The 17522-nt window shown below is 71.5% G+C and carries 13 protein-coding genes; 9 read left to right on the top strand and 4 right to left on the bottom strand.

Going from position 1 to position 17522, the window contains the following annotated elements:
- Window positions 1–10: 10 nt before the first annotated feature.
- On the bottom strand, window positions 11–1282 hold the full coding sequence (locus tag ACWEF6_RS36735; RefSeq protein ID WP_449687167.1) for an extracellular solute-binding protein: 1272 nt from the start codon (window positions 1280–1282) through the stop codon (window positions 11–13).
- A 182-nt stretch (window positions 1283–1464) separates the two neighbouring features.
- On the opposite strand from ACWEF6_RS36735, the gene ACWEF6_RS36730 reads away from it, so the two are divergent.
- Window positions 1465–2415: a LacI family DNA-binding transcriptional regulator gene (locus ACWEF6_RS36730; protein ID WP_449687166.1), complete on the top strand. Its 951-nt coding sequence runs from the start codon at window positions 1465–1467 to the stop codon at window positions 2413–2415.
- A 165-nt stretch (window positions 2416–2580) separates the two neighbouring features.
- Here ACWEF6_RS36730 and ACWEF6_RS36725 read toward each other — a convergent pair whose 3' ends face one another.
- A complete protein-coding gene (locus tag ACWEF6_RS36725; protein ID WP_449687165.1) occupies window positions 2581–3696 on the bottom strand; it encodes a lytic polysaccharide monooxygenase in 1116 nt (371 codons plus the stop codon).
- A 168-nt stretch (window positions 3697–3864) separates the two neighbouring features.
- On the opposite strand from ACWEF6_RS36725, the gene ACWEF6_RS36720 reads away from it, so the two are divergent.
- Together ACWEF6_RS36720 and ACWEF6_RS36715 are read left to right on the top strand one after the other, a co-directional pair.
- Window positions 3865–5058, top strand: a complete 1194-nt coding sequence (locus ACWEF6_RS36720; RefSeq protein WP_449687164.1) for an AGE family epimerase/isomerase — start codon at window positions 3865–3867, stop codon at window positions 5056–5058.
- Between the two features lie 35 nt (window positions 5059–5093).
- Window positions 5094–6089, top strand: coding sequence for an aldo/keto reductase (locus ACWEF6_RS36715; RefSeq protein ID WP_449687163.1), 996 nt, complete (start codon window positions 5094–5096; stop codon window positions 6087–6089).
- 9 nt (window positions 6090–6098) lie between these two features.
- On the opposite strand, the gene ACWEF6_RS36710 is transcribed toward ACWEF6_RS36715, so the two are convergent.
- Window positions 6099–7262, bottom strand: a complete 1164-nt coding sequence (locus ACWEF6_RS36710; protein ID WP_449687162.1) for a cellulose-binding domain-containing protein — start codon at window positions 7260–7262, stop codon at window positions 6099–6101.
- A gap of 533 nt (window positions 7263–7795) precedes the next feature.
- On the opposite strand from ACWEF6_RS36710, the gene ACWEF6_RS36705 reads away from it, so the two are divergent.
- Genes ACWEF6_RS36705 through ACWEF6_RS36685 form a run of 5 tightly spaced genes read left to right on the top strand, consistent with a single transcriptional unit; the run spans window position 7796 to window position 12652 of the window.
- Window positions 7796–9253, top strand: a complete 1458-nt coding sequence (locus tag ACWEF6_RS36705) for a hypothetical protein (RefSeq protein ID WP_449687161.1) — start codon at window positions 7796–7798, stop codon at window positions 9251–9253.
- A 32-nt stretch (window positions 9254–9285) separates the two neighbouring features.
- Window positions 9286–10083, top strand: a complete 798-nt coding sequence (locus tag ACWEF6_RS36700) for an AfsA-related hotdog domain-containing protein (RefSeq protein ID WP_449687160.1) — start codon at window positions 9286–9288, stop codon at window positions 10081–10083.
- 31 nt (window positions 10084–10114) lie between these two features.
- Window positions 10115–10924, top strand: a complete 810-nt coding sequence (locus tag ACWEF6_RS36695) for a carboxymuconolactone decarboxylase family protein (RefSeq protein WP_449687159.1) — start codon at window positions 10115–10117, stop codon at window positions 10922–10924.
- Window positions 10921–11625 carry an HAD family hydrolase gene (locus ACWEF6_RS36690; protein WP_449687158.1) on the top strand — a complete coding sequence of 235 codons (705 nt, stop codon included), beginning with the start codon at window positions 10921–10923 and terminating at the stop codon, window positions 11623–11625. The genes ACWEF6_RS36695 and ACWEF6_RS36690 overlap by 4 nt, the downstream gene beginning before the upstream one ends.
- 25 nt (window positions 11626–11650) lie before the next feature.
- Window positions 11651–12652: a zinc-dependent alcohol dehydrogenase family protein gene (locus ACWEF6_RS36685; RefSeq protein ID WP_449687157.1), complete on the top strand. Its 1002-nt coding sequence runs from the start codon at window positions 11651–11653 to the stop codon at window positions 12650–12652.
- A 330-nt stretch (window positions 12653–12982) separates the two neighbouring features.
- Here ACWEF6_RS36685 and ACWEF6_RS36680 read toward each other — a convergent pair whose 3' ends face one another.
- Window positions 12983–15730 carry a cellulose binding domain-containing protein gene (locus ACWEF6_RS36680; protein WP_449687156.1) on the bottom strand — a complete coding sequence of 916 codons (2748 nt, stop codon included), beginning with the start codon at window positions 15728–15730 and terminating at the stop codon, window positions 12983–12985.
- A gap of 260 nt (window positions 15731–15990) precedes the next feature.
- Here ACWEF6_RS36680 and ACWEF6_RS36675 point away from each other — a divergent pair, with 260 nt between their 5' ends.
- Window positions 15991–17376, top strand: a complete 1386-nt coding sequence (locus ACWEF6_RS36675) for a sugar porter family MFS transporter (protein ID WP_449687155.1) — start codon at window positions 15991–15993, stop codon at window positions 17374–17376.
- Window positions 17377–17522 lie beyond the last annotated feature (146 nt).

Here is a 17522-nt window from a genome sequence, read left to right as displayed (position 1 = left end):
GGGTTTCCGGTCAGGGAACGACCCGGTGCACCCCGACGAGCACCTGCTGCCACACGGCGGCGGGGTCGGCGCCCTGCTCGACCGCCTTGAGCGCCGGCGCGATCACCGTCTCCTGGATCTTGCCGTCACCCGGCCCCTTGTACTGCGGCTTGCCGACCTTGCGGGCCTGGGCGACGAAGATCTGGCCGCTCAGCGTCGCGCCGAAGTAGCCGTTCATCTCGCTGAGCAGGTCCGGCGAGGTGAAGGCGTCGACCTGGCTGGGGAAGTTCCCGCTCACCCGGAACGCGTGCAGCTGCTGCTCCGGCGCGGTCAGCCAGGCGGCGAGCGCGGCGGCTTCCTTCTGGTGCGGGCTCGAGGCCGGCACGGTGAGGAAGGACCCGCCCCAGTTGCCGCCGCCGTCGGGGAAGGCGTCGGTGAGCGCCCACTTGCCCGCGTTGCCGACCCCGGCCTGCTGCTCGATGACGCCGAGCATCCACGAAGGACAGACCTTCGTCGCGAAGGCGCCGGTGCGCAGGCCGTTGTTGCCGTCGTCGGCGAAGGCGGTGAGCCCGGCCGACTGCCCCTGCTTGACCGCGGTCGTCACCTGGTTCCAGGCGTCCCGCAGCGCGGTGTTCGTCTCCAGCGTCGAGTGGTCCTCGCGGTCGAGGTAGCCGATCGGGAGCTGGTTGACCTTGGCGTTGAAGACCTGCGCCGCGGAGTCGAACCACGGCTTGCCCTTCGAGCGCTTGACGTACTTCTCGCCGGCCTTGAAGTAGCTGTCCCAGGTAGCGAACATCGTCTTCACCGAGCCCGGGTCGGTCGGCAGGCCGGCGGCTCCGAGCAGGTCCTTGCGGTAGCACATGGCGAGCGGGCCGATGTCCGTGCCGTAGCCGACGAGCTTGCCGTCCTTGCTGCGGCCCGCCTCGTACTTCCACTCCAGCCACCGGCCGGGTTTGACGTCGGGCGGCCCGACCTCGGCCAGGTCGGCGAACTTGTCGGCGTGGGCGAGCACGTCGGCGAGGTGGCCCTCCTCGACGGCCTGGACGTCGGCGAGTTCCTGGTTCTTCTGCAGCTTGTTCAGCAGGTCTTCGTGGTACGGTCCGCCCTGCTCGGTCCGGACCTGGCGGATGGTGAGCCCGGGGTGGGTGAATTCGTAGCCGGGGATCAGGTCGTCGTAGCCGAACTGGCCGAAGGTCGCCACGGTGAGCGTGATCCGCTCCGGTGTGGCCGGTCCGCAGCCCCCGGTCAGGAAGAGCAGGACGACGGCGGCGGCGAAGGCCGCCGATCTTCGGATCTGCCTCATGCGCGCGCACTCCCCATCCACGGCACGCTCCATGCCCCCGTTGGCTGGGAGCGCTCCCGGGGCGAGTCTCGTTTCCCGGTGCCGCGGGTGTCAAGGTGCGCGACGGCGGGTGTCCGCGCGAACACGGACCGCGGGCTCCGGTGCAGGTGGTGCCCGGGGTCCCGGGGTGGAGAGAGGGTGCGATGAAGCGTCCGACGATCACCGACATCGCGAGGGAGGCCGGCGTCTCCAAGGGCGCGGTCTCCTACGCCCTGAACGGCCGGCCCGGCGTCTCGGAGGCCACCCGGCGGCGGATCACCGAGATCGCCCGGGAGCTCGGGTGGGCGCCGAGCAGCACCGCGCGGGCCCTGTCCGGCGGCCGGTCCGGGGCGCTCGGCCTGGTGCTCGACCGGTCCCCGGAGGAGTTCGTCCCGGCCCTGCTCGACGGCTTCGAGGGCGAGCTGCTGCTGCAGGTGGCCCCCGGCCGCGAAGCCGCGCTGGCCATCTACCGCCGCTGGCGCGCCGAGCGGAGGGTCGACGGCGTGCTGCTCACCGAGCCGGGCTGCGCGGCCGAGCTGGTCCGGATCGGCCTGCCGGCGGTGGTGCTCGGCGGGCCGGGCGGGGTGCCGGGCGTGCCGTCGGTGCTCGTGGACGACGTGACGGGGGCCGCGGAGGCGCTGGCCTACCTCGCGGCTCTGGGCCACCGGCACGTGGTCCGGATCGCGGGCGCGGCGGTGTTCGCCGACCCGGCGGCGCGCCGGAGGGCGTTCACCACGGCGGCGACGGGCCTGCCGCACCCGGGGACCGTCCACCCGGAACCGTCGGCCGACGCGGTCCGCCGCGTGCTGGCGGAGCGCCCCCGGCCCACTGCGCTGCTGTGCGACACCGACGACCTCGCGGTGGCCGCGCTCGCCGCCGCGCGGGAGCTCGGCCTCGCGGTGCCGAGGGACCTCTCGGTGGTGTCGTGGGACGACACGCCGTTGTGCCGGCTGGTCCGGCCGGCGCTGACGGCGATCCGCCGGCCGCTGGCCGAGCTCGGCTCGCTGGCGGCTTCGGTGCTGCGGGACGTGCTGGCGGGGGAGCGGACCGGCGATGTGCAGACGTCCCGGCCGCGGCTGATCACGCGGGGGAGCACCGGTCCGGCGAACGCGTGAAGGCCGCTTCGGCCCGGTGCCGCTGCCGCGAATGACTCATTCGCGGCGTCCGAGCTCCAAATGAGTCATTCGCGACCTTCCGGCGCCGGCCTCGCGAACGCGTGAAGGCCGCTTCGGGGACGTTCCCGAAGCGGCCTTCCCGGCTGTCCGTCCACTCCGGACGGCTCAGGTGCCCTGGCACGTCGGCGACGGGGCCGCGTTCCCTCCCGTCGTGTTGACGACCAGGCCGAACGTGGTCGTGCCGTCGGCCGCCACGGTGCCGTTCCAGTTGGCGTTGCGGACCGTGACCGTCGAACCGGACTGGTTCAGCGTGCCGTTCCACACGCTGGCGACGGTCTGGCCCGCGGGCAGGGTCCAGCCCGCCTGCCAGCTCGTGTACGCCCTCGTGCTGTGGTTCATCACCGTCACCGTGGCCTGGTAGCCGCCGCTCCAGGTGTTGGTGATCTCGTACATCGCCATGCACGAGCCCTGCGGCATCGACGTCGTCGTGGTCGTCGGTGTCGTGGGGGTCGTCGGCGTGGTCGGCGTGGTGGGCGTCGTCGGGGTCGTGGGCGTGGTGGTCGTCGGGCCCGTGCCCGGGTCCTTCACGCCGGTGACCTCGCCGTGCCCGCCGTCGAAGGTGACGTCCGAGCAGCCGTAGAACGTTTCCGCGCTGTCCGAGCGCTTCCACACCGAGTAGATGATGTGCCGGCCGGACTTGTTCGTCGGCAGGGCGCCGCTCCACTTGTACTGGCCCTCCACCGTGCCGACCTGGCCGGTCACCGGCGGGTGGTCCACCGTCAGGAACGGCGTGTCCTCCAGCGAGTCCCAGGTGAGCGGCTGGTTCGGGTTCCAGCCGTCCTTCGTCACGTAGGTGTAGAACCAGCCCGGGTGGGCGGCCCACGCGTTGTACGAGAAGTCGAACTGGGCGCCGGCGGTCAGGTGGGTCAGCGGCCAGTTGCCGACCCCGTCGAAGCCCGCGTAGCCCGTGTTCCCGCCGGAGCACAGCTTCCCGTCCGGGATGAACCCGCGCGTGCGCCCGGCGCCGTCCGAGCGCAGCACGCCGAACCAGTTGTACAGCGAGTTGGCCCCGCTGACCCCGACGGCGGCCGCGCAGGCCGGGTTCTGGGGCTTGATCTCGCCGGTCGAGCTGAGCCCGTCCTGCCAGCACAGGAAGGTCCGGCTGCCCGGTTTCATCATGGCGCCGTGCGCCTCGGCCGTGCCCGTGCTGAGCAGGATGGCGGTCAGGCTCGCCAGCAGCACGGTGACGGCGGCGAGGATGGTACTTCGTCTCCTGGTCACGTCAGTCCCTTCATTGGGTTGCGTGCGTCGAAGACTGGGAGCGCTTCCAAGGTCAGGATACGCGGCGGCGGTCACTTCCGGAACAGCCCGCGATGGCCGGGGCGGGGGCCTTGGCCTACCTTGACGGAGGCTCCTCGACCAGGGCGGGCCCGTGGAGAAAGGCAGAGAGTGGACAGTCCGTCTTCGGTTCCCGCCTGGGTGCGGGCCGAACCCGCCCGGCTGCTCGGATTCGCCCGCGGCGCGGCGCACCCGGACGGCGGGTTCGCCTGGCTCGACGACACCGGGCGGCCGGTGCTCGACCGGCCCGTCGAGACCTGGATCACCTGCCGGATGACGCACGTCTTCGCGCTCGCCTCGCTGCAGGGCGCGGACACCGGCGAGCAGGTCGCGCACGGCGTCGCGGCGCTCACCGGCCCGCTGCGGGACGCCGGGCACGGCGGCTGGTACGCCTCCACGGCGTTGGCCGAGAAGCGGGCCTACGAGCACGCGTTCGTCGTGCTGGCGGCCGCGAGCGCGACCGCCGCCGGTGCCGAAGGCGCGCGGCCGCTGCTGGCCGAGGCCCTGGAAACCGTCGAACGCCGATTCTGGGAACCGGGGGCCGGGCTCGTCGCCGACGTCTGGGACCGCGGCTGGACGCGCCTGGAGGGCTACCGCGGCGCCAACGCCAACATGCACACCGTGGAGGCCTTCCTCGCCGCCGCCGACGTCACCGGCGACCCGGTGTGGGCCACCCGGGCGCTGTCCATTGTGGAGCGTCTGATCCACGGCGAGGCCCGCGCGCACGGTTGGCTGCTCCCGGAGCACTTCGACCCGGACTGGCGTGTCCGGCTCGAGTTCAACCGCGCCGAACCCGCCCACCCGTTCCGCCCGTTCGGCGCGACCATCGGGCACCTCTTCGAGTGGGCGCGGCTGGCCGTCCACCTCGGACGCGCGCTCGGCGACGCCGCCCCGGCGTGGCTGGTGCCCGACGCGAGCGCGCTGTTCGACGCGGCCGTCCGGTACGGCTGGGCCGTGGACGGGCGGCCGGGGTTCGTCTACACGACCGACTTCGCCGGCACGCCGGTGGTGCGCACCCGGCTGCACTGGGTGGTGACCGAGGCGATGGCCGCGGCGTGGACGCTGCACCAGGAGACCGGCGACCCGGCGTACCTCGCCCGGTTCGAGCAGTGGTGCGCGCACGCCGAAGCCTGCTTCGTCGACCGCGAACTCGGTTCGTGGCACCACGAACTCGACCCGGACAACCGGCCCGCCGCGACGGTGTGGGCCGGCAAACCGGACGTCTACCACGCCTACCAGGCGACCCTGCTGCCCGGACTGCCGCCGGCGGCGTCGTTCGCCGGCGCGCTGCTGCCGCGCGTTTAGACTGCGTTCGCCGTCCCCCTCTGAGAAGGAGCACCATGTCGCCTTTCGTCGCGGCCGAAGACCGGTACGCGGACCTGCCGTACCGGCGGGCCGGGCGCAGCGGGCTGAAGCTGCCCGCCGTGTCGCTCGGCCTGTGGCACAACTTCGGGGACGACAAGCCCCTCGACGTCCAGCGGGCGGTGCTGCGCCGGGCGTTCGACCTCGGGGTGACGCACTTCGACCTGGCCAACAACTACGGCCCGCCGCCCGGCTCGGCCGAGACCAACTTCGGGCGCCACTTCGCGGCCGAGTTCCGCCCGTACCGCGACGAGATCCTGGTGTCGTCCAAGGCGGGCTACCTGATGTGGGACGGCCCGTACGGCGAATGGGGCTCGCGCAAGAACCTCCTGGCGAGCCTCGACCGGAGCCTGGCCCGCACCGGCCTGGACCACTTCGACATCTTCTACTCGCACCGCCCCGACCCGGACACGCCGATCGAGGAGACGATGGGCGCGCTCGACACGGCGGTGCGTTCGGGCAAGGCGCTGTACGCGGGCATCTCGAACTACTCGCCGGAGCAGACCGAGGCGGCGCTCGCGGCGTTGCGGGAGCTCGGGACGCCGCTGCTGATCCACCAGCCGCGCTATTCGATGCTCGATCGCTGGGTGGAGGACGGCCTCCTGGACACCCTGGACGCGCACGGCGTCGGCTCGATCGCGTATTCGCCGTTGAGCCAGGGCCTGCTGACCGACCGCTACCTGGACGGCATCCCGGCCGACTCCCGGGCGGCGGGCGCCAGCCCGTTCCTCACCACCGACCGGCTGACCGACGACACGCTGGCCACCATCCGGGCACTGAACGAGATCGCCAAGGGGCGTGGTCAGACGCTCGCACAGCTGGCGATCGCGTGGGTGCTGCGGCGCGGGCGGGTCACGTCGGCGCTGATCGGGGCGAGCAGCGTCGCGCAGCTGGAGAACACGGTCGCGGCGACCGCGAACCTGGAGTTCACGGACGAGGAGCTGGCCGGGATCGAGCGTGCCCTGGGCCGGTAGCCGGCGCCCTCAGCAGCCGATCCGGGAGCTGCCCACGGCCACGTCGTCGAACCACAGCGTGTCCGCGTCGCCCGCGTAGCTCTCCCAGCCCAGGCGCAGGTCGGTCAGCGCCGGGTGCCAGGACTTCGCGAGCCACTGCTGGTCGATGTCCTGGGTCGGGACGCCGTCGACCACCAGGCCCGGCACCTCCGCGGAGTTCAGCCACGTCCGGAGCCGGCCCGCCGAGCCGTCGACTTCGAACTCGAAGCACGACCACGTGCCCGTCGCCAAGGGGACGCTCTGGGCCACCCCGGCCGGGCTCTGGGCGGGCAGCGTGGCGTCGTCGGACTCGCGGTTCCACTGCAGGGCCTTGTTCTGGCCGCCCGCGCGCAGGTCGCGGCCGCCGTCGGCGGTGTCGCGCAGGGCCATGAAGGCCACGTGCCCGGTGGGCAGCGGGGTCGTGTGCCGGACCCAGAACCGCCCGAACAGCGGGCCGGTGCCGGTGAGGCCGGTGCCGAGGAAGGCGTGGTTGCAGTAGCCGCCCTGGCCGGTGACCTTGACCGACCGGGTGCCCGAATGCGCGACCGCCGTGTCGACGGCGACTGTGCCCGTGCCCGTGCAGTTGGCCGCGCCGACGGTCCAGCGGCCACCCGGGGTGCTGCCCGTCTGCTGCTCGAAGTCGTCGCAGAGCGTGGCGCCCGAGCAGCCGGCGGGCGGCGGCCCGGAAGTCGTGGTGGTGGGAGTGGTGGTCGGCGTCGTCGGGGTGGTCGGCGTCGTCGACGTCGGGGGTGCGGGGTCGCCGCACGAGACGCCGTTGAGCGCGAAGTCCGCCGGCGTGTCGTTGGTCCCGCTGTAGGTGCCCTGGAGGCCGAAGGAGACCGTGCCGCCCGCGGGCACCGACCCGTTGTAGGCGAGGTTCTGCGCGGTGACCGCCGTCCCGGTCTGGCGGACGGTCGCGTTCCAGGCCGACGTGACCGCCTGGTTCCCGGCGTAGTGCCAGGTGAGCGTCCAGGACGAGACCGCGGTGGCGCCGTTGGTCACCGCGATCTCGGCCGTGTAGCCGGTCTGCCACTGGTTGACGCGGTAGGCGACCGAGCACGCGGGGGCGGCGGTGGCCGGCCCGGCCACGAGGACCGCGGTGGTGCCCGCCGCGGCGAGGCAGAGCGCGGCCAGTGCACCGGCGAACCTGTTCATGGGGTGGCTCCTCGTGGGGACGCGGACAGGGGCGTCGTGGCTTGCACCACGACGCCCCTGGGTGGTGGCCGCGTTCTGGCGAGGCGACCTGGCATGGGAGCGCTTCCAGCCGCCGGAAAGGTAACCCCGGCGTGTCGTACTTGTAAAGAGCGACCCGGCTGCGGGCCGATCCGGTGGTCCGTTTTCCGCAGCCGGGACCCGCGGTGTCCGCACTGAACGCTCCTGAACGGCCGAACCCGTTGGCGTGCAGTACTTGTCCCGGTCGCACTGCGCCACCGGGAGGTGGCGCCGGACACCTCCGTTGGGGTGGAATTCGGAAATCCGCGCCAAGATCGCGAAAACGCCATCGGGACACAAAAAATGGGAGCGCTCTCAGGTTGTCTGCCGAGGCCGGGCGACCGGAAACCCTTGTTGCATCTTCAACTTCTCGCGAATCACACGGTTCCCGGCCCGCCGACGACCTGCGCCCCCGAGCTGACCCTGCGGTAAGGTCGTCGCCGTGCCCCCGTACTCCGGAAATCGTTGGATGAACGATGAGTCGACAGGCCAAACCTGGGAGTAAGCCGTATCGCGCGCAACTGCGCGAGCGGCTGACCGCCTTGGGTTTCCCCGAAGAGGCGATCCCGGCCCAGGTCGCGAAGAACCTGATCGTCGAATGCCGGATCCCGCCGCGCACCGCGTGGCGGCTGGCGTCCGAGCTCTCGCTCGACGTCGCGGCGCACCAGTACAACGCCGTCACCGGAGACCCCCGCGCGGGCATGCGCGGCACGCGGATCTGGGAGTACGAGCAGTGGCCCGACCGCGGCGTCCGGCCCACCGTCGCCGCGCTGCGGGTGCTGGCCCAGGTCTACGGCACCGGCTGGAAGTGCCTGCTGGGGCTGCAGGACCTCGAGCAGCTGCCGGCCAAGGACCTCGCCGAGTACCACGCCGACCTGCAGCCCACCGTCGCCTCGCCCGAACCCGCGGCGCCGCCGGCCGGCCTCCTCACCGGAACCCGCGCCGAAGCCCGGACCGACGAGGAGATCGGCGCCGGCGCCCTGGGCGACGCCATCCTGCTCACCAAGACCAACGTGGACGACGTCCAGCTCGACGACCTGTGGTCGGACCTGGACTTCCTGGGTGACGCCTACACCCGCACCGCGCCCGATTCGATCCTCGGGCAGCTCGCCGTGATCGAGGAACGGACCGCGTCCCTGCTGAAGGGCAGGCAACGCCCGAAGCAGACGCAAGACCTCCTGCTCATCGGGGCGAAGACGAGCGCGATGATGGCCTGGATCGCCGGTGACCTCGGCCGCTACCGGCTCTCGCGCGAGCTGAACTCCGCCGCCTGGCTCTACACCCAGTACGCCGACGACTTCCTCGCCCGGCGCTGGGTGCGCACGTCGCAGGCGCGGGTGGCGTTCTGGGCCGGGAACGGCATCGAGTCCGCGAAACTGGCCGCCGACGGGCTCAACTACCACGCCGCCGGACGTCTCACCGACGCCCCGCTGATCCTCGCCGAGGCGCGCGGCTGGTCGTCGGTGCAGGCCGAGCGGCAGGTGCTGGACGCGATCGCGCGCTGGACGGCCATCGAGGACCCGGACCTCGGGGCCGGCGGCGAGGACAGCTTCTTCAACATCACGAAGGACCGGCGTCACTACATGGCCGGCAACTCGCTGCTTTCGGTCGGGCAGGCCGCCGCCGCGCTGCGCGAGTTCACCACCGCCCGCGAGGCCTTCGAGAAGCTGTCGCTGGAGAACCGCTGGGAAGCCATGGATCCGATGATCCGGATCGACACCGGCCGCGCCCACCTGCAGCTCGACGACCTCGACGGCGCCGCCGCACAGGTGGAGCCGCTGCTCGACGCGGGGGTGGGTAAACAGCCGGACATGGTGCGCGCCATGCTGAAGGTGATGGCCACCGAGCTGTCCGGGCCGCGCTGGCGTTCGGCCACGACGGCCCGCAACCTCGCCGAAGCACTCCTGGACGCCCACGCCTCGGCGCGGCCGTGACCCCTGAGCAAACCCGGACGGAGGCGCCCGAAGTGGCACCGCACGATTTCTCGTGCCCGCAACTGCCGTGCGAGGAGGGCCGGACGTTCGACCAGCAGCGGGACGTCGTCGTGGTGGCCGACCGCTTCGCGCAGTTCGCCCGCGACGACCGGGTGTTCACCCTGTCCGGCCTGCTGGCCCTGCTCGGCACCGGCGGTCCCACGCCGCCGGACTGCCGCTGGGTCGTCCACTTCGGCCAAGGCATCGACGCGACCGACGGCGACCTGCTCCAGGCCGCGTGCGACAAGAGCGAGGGCGCCCTGTGCCTCGCCGATCCGGAGGCGTTCCGGCTGCCGCACGAGCCGCCGATCGTCGTCCACAAGGACCGGCCGGAGAACGTCCTGCTCGCCGGCGTGCACAGCCCCGCGCCCACGCACTGCCGCGCCGAGCTGCGGATCCACCGGGACAACGAACTCGTCCTCGACCACCACACCGGCGAGCACGTGCAGGGCATCGTGATCATCGAGGCGATGCGCCAGATCTGCATCGCGCAGTTCGAGACCGCGGTCCGGCCCGGTCTCGCCCCGGCCGCGTACGCCGGGGTGTGGAAGCGGATCGACCTGTCCTTCCAGGACTTCCTGTTCCCGCTGCCGGCCACGGTCGAGTCGCTGATCGTCGAAGCCGACCTCGACCGGGAGACCAACCTCAAGTTCCGCGCCACGACGTCGGTGCGCCAGCACGGCCGGACCGTGGCCACCGCCGGCATCGAGTACTCGATGATCGCGCAGGGCCGCGTCGGCACCCTCGAACGCCGCAAGGCCGACCAGGCCACCCGGGCCTATCTCGGGTGAGCCGTCACTCCGGAAGGGAAACCACTTCACGATGTCCGACCTGCAGCAGCAGGACCGCTCCGCGTCCTTCGCCCAGGGCCTGAAACTCATCCAGCAGCTCGGCGGGGCCGACCGGCCGGCCGTGCTGGACCTGTTCGAGAGCATCGGGGAGGCCGAGTTCGGCGAGCAGTGCGTGGGGTTCATCTACGGCGACGTCTACCACCGGCCCGGCCTGCCGCTGCCGGAACGGCAGCTGGCCACGGTCGCCGCGCTCACCGCGCTCGGCTACGCGGGGTCGCAGCTGCAGTTCCACGCCAAGGCCGCGCTCAACGTCGGCTGCACCCGCCGCCAGCTCATCGAAGCGGTGATCCACGTCAGCTCGTTCGCCGGGTTCCCGTCCACGCTCAACGCCCTGACGGCGCTCAAGGCGGCCTTCGAGGGGCTGCCGGAGGAGGAGCGGCCCGAGGAGGCCGCCGACCTGCCCTGGGCGGGCATCGAGGACCGCTACGAGCGCGGCCTGGCGGCGATGAAGGCCGTCGACGGCGAGGCGGGGGAGCGGGTCGCCGACGCGCTGCGGGACATCGCCCCCGACCTGGCCACCTACATCGTCGAATTCACCTTCGGCGAGATCTACTCCCGCCCGCACCTGAGCCTGCGCCACCGCGAGATCGTCACGATCGCCGCGTGCGTCGCGCTGGGCACCGCGCTGCCGCAACTGAAGGTGCACATCCACGGGCTGCTCAACGTCGGCGGCACCGAGCAGGAGGTCGTGGAGACCGTGCTGCACCTGGCGTTCTACTGCGGCTTCCCGGCCGCGCTCAACGCCATCGCGGCCGCACGCGAAGTGTTCGCGCAGCGGTGAGCGGCTTCGACAAGCTGCGCGTCGTCGCGCTCGACTGCGACGGCGTGCTCATCGACGACACCTACCTGGCCATGCTCGCCCGGTTCGTCACCGAGCACGGCGGGGTGTACGACGCCGCGGCCGAGCGGGACGTCATCGGGCTGCGCGACATCGTCGTCGCCGAAAAGGTGACCGCGCTGTGCGGTCTGGACCAGCCGGCCGAGGAGACGCTGAAGCAGCTGTGGGCCGCGCGGCAGGACTACCTGGCCGAGCACCCGATCCGGGTGGCCGAAGGCGCGCGGGACTGCCTGACGGCCCTGTCGAAGCTGCCGGTGCGGCTGGTCTGCTACGGCGGCCGCACCCGCGAGCACACCTTCGACCACCACCTCGGCGACTTCGTGGACCTGCTGGACCCCGAGGTGCCCTACGTGAGCATCAACGAGCACCGGCCGGGCGTCGACCACATCACGCGGACCGTGCTCGGTGTCGGGTTCGACGAGATCGTGTTCGTCGACGACGTCAGCCGGGTGGCCGAGGACGCCCGCGCGCACGGCGCCGGGTTCGTGGGGTTCCCGTCGAGCCCCGCCCACGCGCGGCAGCGGGAATTCATGGCCTCCTACGGCGTCCGCCACTTCGCCACGTCGCTCACCGGACTGACCCCGGAACTGCTGGCCACCGTCGACGGCGAGCTCGCGGCTTCGACACACTGGCCTCGTCGATGAGTGTTGCCGACCTCTTGGAGCCGCTGTGAAGTTCTTTTCCCTGCCCCGTCCCGGCGCCGGGCTCGTCCTCGGCGAGCGTGACGTGCCCGAACCCGGTCCCGGGCAGGTCCTGGTCCGCCTGCGCGGGTGGGCGCTCAACGCCCGTGACCTGATGATCCTCAAGGGGTTCTACCCGAAGCCGGTGAAGCCGGACGTGATCCCGCTGTCCGACGGCGCGGGCGAGGTCGTCGCGGTCGGGGCCGGGGTGGCGGCCTGGACCGCGGGTGACCGGGTGGCGGCGACCTACTTCCCGGACTGGCTGGCCGGGCCCGGCACGCCGGAGAAGACCGCGGACGACCTGGGCGGCACGCTCGACGGCGTGCTCGCGGAGTACGCCGTCTTCGCCGAGGACGCCCTGGTGGCCGTGCCCGCGCACCTGGACTACGCCGAAGCCGCCACGCTGCCCAGCGCCGGCGTGACGGCGTGGCGGGCGGTCGTCGAGGAAGGCCGGCTGACGCCGGGGCAGACCGTGCTCACCCTGGGCAGCGGTGGCCTGTCGACGTTCGCGCTGCAGTTCGCCGCGCTCGGCGGCGCCCACGTCGTCTCGACGTCGAGCTCGGACGAGAAGCTGGAGCGGCTGCGCGCGCTCGGGGCCGCGGAGACGCTCAACCACGCGACCACCCCGGAGTGGGGTGCCGCGGTGGCGGAGCTGACCGGCGGCGGTGTCGACCACGTCGTCGACGTGGGCGGCGGCGGCACGATCGGCCAGTCGATGCTCGCCGCGCGGTACGGCGGCCACGTCAGCGTCGCCGGCGTCCTGACCCACGAAGGCGGCGCGGACCCGATCCTGGTGCTGGTCAAGCAGCTGACCCTGCGCGGCCTCACCAACGCCTCCCGCGAGACGTTCCAGGCGATGAACACCGCGATCGAGCGGACCGGGCTGCGGCCGGTCGTCGACCGCCGGTTCGCCTTCGACGAGGTGGCCGAGGCGCTCAAGCACCTGGAGTCCGGGACCCACCTCGGGAAGGTCGTGCTGGAGAGCGCCTGAGCCGCCGCTGTCCGCCGGGTAAGTTTTGCCGGCCCGGGTGGGTATTTTCGCTACCCCTGAGCCCCGTTTTCGCAGGTCAGCGGGGCTGTGGGCCAGCGAAAAAGTCCCCTTTGGGCAGGAATGGCGGTTGCCATCGGCACCAGGAAGAGTGGACATCACCGGGGACATCGCCCGAGCAGGCTGCGGCTGCTCGGGCGGTTGCCCGGGACTGGGGGCGCGGGGAGGGGGTTTCAACCGCCTGGGGGTGGGTTGAAACCCCCTTCGCCCGCGCGATGGAAGGTACTCATCCGTGACCTCCGAGGTCACGGATGAGTCATTCGCGGCACCGGCTCAGGACGTCGTGCAGGACCGGCCGTTGAGCGAAATCGCGCCCGGCCGGGAGTTCACCATCCCCGAACTCCCGGTGAAGCCGAACTCCGCGCTCCCGCCCGGCGGGATGGTCTTGTTCCAGCCCGCGTCCAGGGCCGTCACCGCCGCGCCGGTCTGGGTGACCTGCGCGTTCCACGCCTGGGTCACCCGCTGGCCGTCGGCGAAGGTCCACGTCGCCGTCCAGCCCGTCACCGCCGCCGGGCCGGTGTTGCCCAGCTTCACCGAGGCCTGGAAGCCGCCCTGCCACTGGTTGGTCACCGTGTAGGCCGCCGTGCAGGAACCCGACGGCACCGGAGTCGTGGTCGTCGTCGGAGTCGTGGTGGGAGTGGTCGTGGTGGTCGTCGGCGTGGTGCTCGTCGGAGGCGGCGGCTCGCTGCCCCCGGACTCGCCGATGATCACGCCCCGGCCGTTCGTGCCCACGTACACCCGGCCGTACACCCGCGGGTCGCCGGTCAGCGCCGCCCCGATGTTGCCGTACTGGTGCCGGTCGTCGTTGATCCGCGTCCACGACCCTCCGGCGTCGTCGGAACGGAAGATCCCGCGCACCCCGCCGATCTCGGCGATCGTGTACAACGTCGCATACGTCCGGCCGGGTGCGGCCTTGCCGAACCCGATGTTGTCGGCCTCGGCGACGTTCGCCAGCTTCGTGAAGGACGCTCCGGAGTCGGTCGAGTGCCACAGGCCGTACGCCGTGCCGGAGCCGCCGGCCAGCCAGACGTCCCCGGCCACGCCCGGCATCGCCTTGAAGTGCGCCGAGCCGGACGGCAGCCCGGTGGCCGCGGTCGCGGTGAACTTCGCGCCGCCGTCGGTGCTGACGTAGAACTTGCCCGCCGCGAACCCGTAGAACCGCTTCGGGTCGACCCGGTCCGACTCGACCACCGCGCCCGCCGGGATGCCCGCCGACGCCGTCCACGACGAGCCGAAGCCCACCGAGTAGCTGACGTTCGCGCCGTCCGGGCTCCAGACGAACCGGCTGCCGTCGGCGGCCGCGGCCACCGTGCCGCCGCTGGCGTTGCCGCCCGGCTCGGCGCCCTGGAACCAGTTCTTGCCGCCGTCGGTGGAGAAGGCGATCCGGTTGTCGTTCGGCCGCGCGGACCGGTCGAGCGTGCCGGCCCGCACGATCGTCGCCGGCGACAGTTCGGCGTAGTCGAGGCTGGTGGTCGTGGTGAACACCGGCTGCGTGTACATGGTGGCCGGGACGGCGTCGAGGCTGTCGTGCCGGAACCCGCCGATGTCGCCGAGGCCCGAGAGCAGGGGAGCGCCCGAGGGCGGGCTGATCAGGTCGAGCACCGCCGTCTCCTCGAGCCCGCCGACGACCGGCTTGAGGGTGATCTTCCCGCCGCTGTCCCACTTCGTCAGGTCGGACGTGCCGTAGATGGTCGCGCCGGTGCCGTAGAGCAGGTGGTTGGAGTCGAACGGGTCGATCTCCACCGACTCGGTCATCCAGCCGAGCTTCGGCGAGGGCACCGGGGGAGCGGGCTGGGTGCCGAAGGTCAGCCACGGCACCGAGGAGATGTCCTGGGTGTAGCGCAGCGACCGGTCGGGGTAACTGCTGAAGTCCCAGATCCGGGTCCAGGTGGCCCCGCCGTCGGTGCTGCGGAAGAAGATGACGTCCGGCCACCACGACACCTGGGTGGCGACCATCAGCGTGTTCGGGTGCTGCCGGTCGATCGTCAGCCCGCTGTAGCCGAAGTAGTCGTCGCTGCTGTCGGAGGGGATCGGGCTGATCCGCGTCCAGGTGCCGGTCTTCGTGGCGTACTTCCAGACGTCGCCCTTCGCGCCGTCGTAGGGGCCGCCGGTGTCGCTGGTCGCCAGGTAGAGGTAGCCGCCGGCGCTGTCGAGGACGCCCTTGTGCGCCAGGAACCCGGTGGGCTGGCCGGCCAGCCGCGCCCACGTGGTGCCGCCGTCGGTGCTGCGGTAGACGGTGTTCTGCTTGTCGGCCACCCCGGCGTAGATCGTCTGCGTGGTGCTGCCGCGGGTGCCGGTCGTGGGGTCGAACGTCACCCAGGTGACGCCTTCGATGTCGCTGGAGTACCCCGTGGTGTCGCTCGGGTCGGGCGCGTAGTTGCCGGGGTTGGGGAAGCTGGTCACCTTCGCCCAGGTGACGCCGGAGTCGGTGCTGCGCCAGAGCCCGTTGCCGCTCGGCGCGCCGAGGTAGAGGACGCTGTTGCGGTTGGGGTCGATCGCGAGCCGCTCGCCCATGCCGCGGCCGGGCATGTTGCCGCCGAGCTTGAACGGCAGCGCGGATGCCTGCCAGGTCGCGCCGCGGTCGGCCGAACGGAGGATCGCGCCGTTGTTCGGGTCCCAGCTGTTGGTGTACATCCCGGCGGCGACGTAGACCCGGTCCGGGTCGACGGCATCGGTGGCCAGGCTGACGACGCCGTTGTGGCCCCAGTCGGTCCAGCCGACCGAGTCCAGCAGCGGGAGCCAGCGGCCGGTGGCGGTGTTCCACCGGTACGCCCCGCCGATGTCGGTGCGCGCGTAGACGAGCCCGGGCTCGGTCTGGTTGAAGACGATGCCGGGGACGAACCCGCCACCGGCGATTTCGGCGTTGCGCCACGTGGTGGCCGCCGGTGCGGCCGGGGAGGCCGGCGCGCCGACGGTGACCGCGACGGCGACCGGCACGAGCACGGCGAGCGCACCGGCGAGCAGCCGTCTCGCCGAGCGGAACCTGGACGGGGAATGCGTTGCTGGCACGACGTTGTGCACTGTGGCCTCCACACTCTGGGAGCGCTTCCAGAGGGACGGTAAACCAGCGTTCGGAGCGTTGTAAAGCGTTCGACGATTTCGGCGACGGACACTGTCCACAGTGGATTTTGCGGGGGGTGGCGCCGGATATGCCGGAATCACATACGTGAACGTCGATCAGGTTTCTGAATTGTTATCACGGATCTTCTTGCCCGCCATTTTCCGGCGTGTGAGTGTGGTGCCGCTGGCTGGACTGGACCTACGAAAGAGGCGACCCGGCAATGACGCAAGCAGCCCCGGCGCGGCACATCGGGCGGACCACGTTGTACTTCTTCGGCGCGCTCGGCGGCATCCTGTTCGGTTACGACCTCGGTGTCATTTCCGGGGTGCTCCCGTTCATCGGGAAACTGTGGGCACTGACCAGCTGGGACAAGGGCGTGATCACCGCCAGCCTGTCGGTCGGCGCGATCGTCGGCGCGCTGTTGTCCAGCCGCACCAACGAAGCCCTCGGCCGGCGCCGCACGATCATGGTCGCCGCGGGCATCGTCATCGTCGGCACGCTGGCGGCGAGCTTCTCGCCGACGTTCGTGCTGCTGGTGCTCTCGCGGCTGATCATCGGGCTGGGGATCGGCCTTTCGTCGTCGACCGTCCCGACGTACCTGTCCGAACTGGCGCCGGCGAAGTGGCGGGGCGCGATGGGTGCGCTCAACCAGATCTTCATCGTGCTGGGCATCCTGATCGCGTTCCTGGTCAGCTACTGGCTCGGCCCGATCTCGGCGTGGCGCTGGATGTTCGCCGGTGCGATCGTGCCCGCGGTGGTCCTGCTCGTCGGGCTGGTGTTCCTGCCGGAGACGCCGCGCTGGCTGGTCAAGAACGGCCAGGAGGACGAGGCCCGGCGGGTGCTGGCCAGCGCGCACGGCAACGCGGTGAACCTCGACGAGGAGATCGCCACCATCCACGAGGTGATCCGGCTCGACACCGAAGAGAAGCCGCGGATCCGCGACCTGTTCTCCGGGTTCGTCCGGCCGATGCTCGTGGTGGCCCTGCTGCTCGCGATCGGCCAGCAGTTCAGCGGGGTCAACGCCATCAACGCGTACTTCCCGACGATGCTCATCGGCCTCGGGTTCGCGACGCAGGCCGCGCTGCTGTCCGGCGTGCTGCTGGGTGTCACGAAGTTCCTCTTCACCGCGTGGGTCGTGTTCGTGGTGGACCGCTGGGGCCGCAAGCCGCTGCTGCTCATCGGCAACGTCATCATGGTGCTCACGCTGGTGGCGGCCGGCCTGGTGGTGCTGAACGTCCACGACACCGGCACGCGCGGCCTGCTGATGCTGGTGATGATGGTGCTGTACCTGGTCGGCTACGAGCTCGGCTGGGGCGCGGTCGTCTGGGTGATGATGTCCGAGGTGTTCCCGCTGAAGTACCGGGCCACGGGCATGGGCGTCAGCAGCGTGGTCCTCTGGGCGGCGACGGGCATCGTGAGCGCGGTGTTCCCGATCATCTCCGACCCGAAGTCCCTCGGCATCGGCGGCTCGATGTTCCTCTTCGCCGGGGTGAACGTGGTGCTGTTCGTGCTGACCAAGTGGCTGGTGCCGGAGACGAAGGGCCGCACGCTGGAGCAGATCGAGCTCGACCTGCGGGCGCGTCAGGGCGTCGCGGCCAAGAGCTGACCCCAGGGGGTCGATCGCGGCGCCGGAAAGGCGGTCTGCCGCGGCTTGTCGTGAGTGGTAAAGCGGGGGTGTTTAAGGGGGTGAACACAACACACCCCCCAACTCGCAACAACACACAGGTAATAAAACAAAAAAAAAAAAAAAAA

It is taken from the genome of Amycolatopsis sp. NPDC004772 (assembly GCF_053601215.1).
This window is presented reverse-complemented; position numbering and strand designations above follow the sequence as displayed.

What these genes read in the sequence shown, in the direction of transcription:
- ACWEF6_RS36735 (WP_449687167.1), bottom strand. Translation starts at nt 1,282, where the DNA reads ATGAGGCAGATCCGAAGATCGGCGGCCTTCGCCGCCGCCGTCGTCCTG.
- ACWEF6_RS36705 (WP_449687161.1), top strand. Translation starts at nt 7,796, where the DNA reads ATGAGTCGACAGGCCAAACCTGGGAGTAAGCCGTATCGCGCGCAACTG.
- ACWEF6_RS36675 (WP_449687155.1), top strand. Translation starts at nt 15,991, where the DNA reads ATGACGCAAGCAGCCCCGGCGCGGCACATCGGGCGGACCACGTTGTAC.
- ACWEF6_RS36715 (WP_449687163.1), top strand. Translation starts at nt 5,094, where the DNA reads ATGTCGCCTTTCGTCGCGGCCGAAGACCGGTACGCGGACCTGCCGTAC.
- ACWEF6_RS36710 (WP_449687162.1), bottom strand. Translation starts at nt 7,262, where the DNA reads ATGAACAGGTTCGCCGGTGCACTGGCCGCGCTCTGCCTCGCCGCGGCG.
- ACWEF6_RS36730 (WP_449687166.1), top strand. Translation starts at nt 1,465, where the DNA reads ATGAAGCGTCCGACGATCACCGACATCGCGAGGGAGGCCGGCGTCTCC.
- ACWEF6_RS36695 (WP_449687159.1), top strand. Translation starts at nt 10,115, where the DNA reads ATGTCCGACCTGCAGCAGCAGGACCGCTCCGCGTCCTTCGCCCAGGGC.